This window comes from Sedimentibacter sp. B4 (genome assembly GCF_000309315.1).
In the GTDB taxonomy this organism is placed as follows: Bacteria; Bacillota; Clostridia; order Tissierellales; family Sedimentibacteraceae; genus Sedimentibacter; species Sedimentibacter saalensis.
In genome coordinates this window covers 1-210 of sequence record NZ_CANG01000884.1, presented here as the reverse complement: position 1 = coordinate 210, position 210 = coordinate 1, and the positions used below count along the sequence as shown (strand labels likewise).

The window sequence follows — 210 nt, the reverse complement described above, 5'->3', positions numbered from 1 at the left end:
GGCCTTCGTAAGGCCGCGTCGGCTGCCGCGGACTCCCCGGGCAGCGGGAACACCGGCGGGTGCAGGTCACCCGACTGCTCGAACGGGGTGAACGCGAGCAGTTCGGTCAGGTGCGGTTCGAGCGCCCGTCCCACCTCGACCAGGGAGGGCACCGGGCCGTCCAGCTCCTCGGCCAGCGAGGTGACCCCGGCGTCGGAGATGCCGCAGGGC

1 pseudogene is annotated in these 210 nt (G+C 73.8%); it reads right to left on the bottom strand.

Annotated elements, in window-relative coordinates:
* Positions 1-210 (bottom strand): annotated as a pseudogene (locus tag BN358_RS27105) (hypothetical protein); the annotation flags it as partial.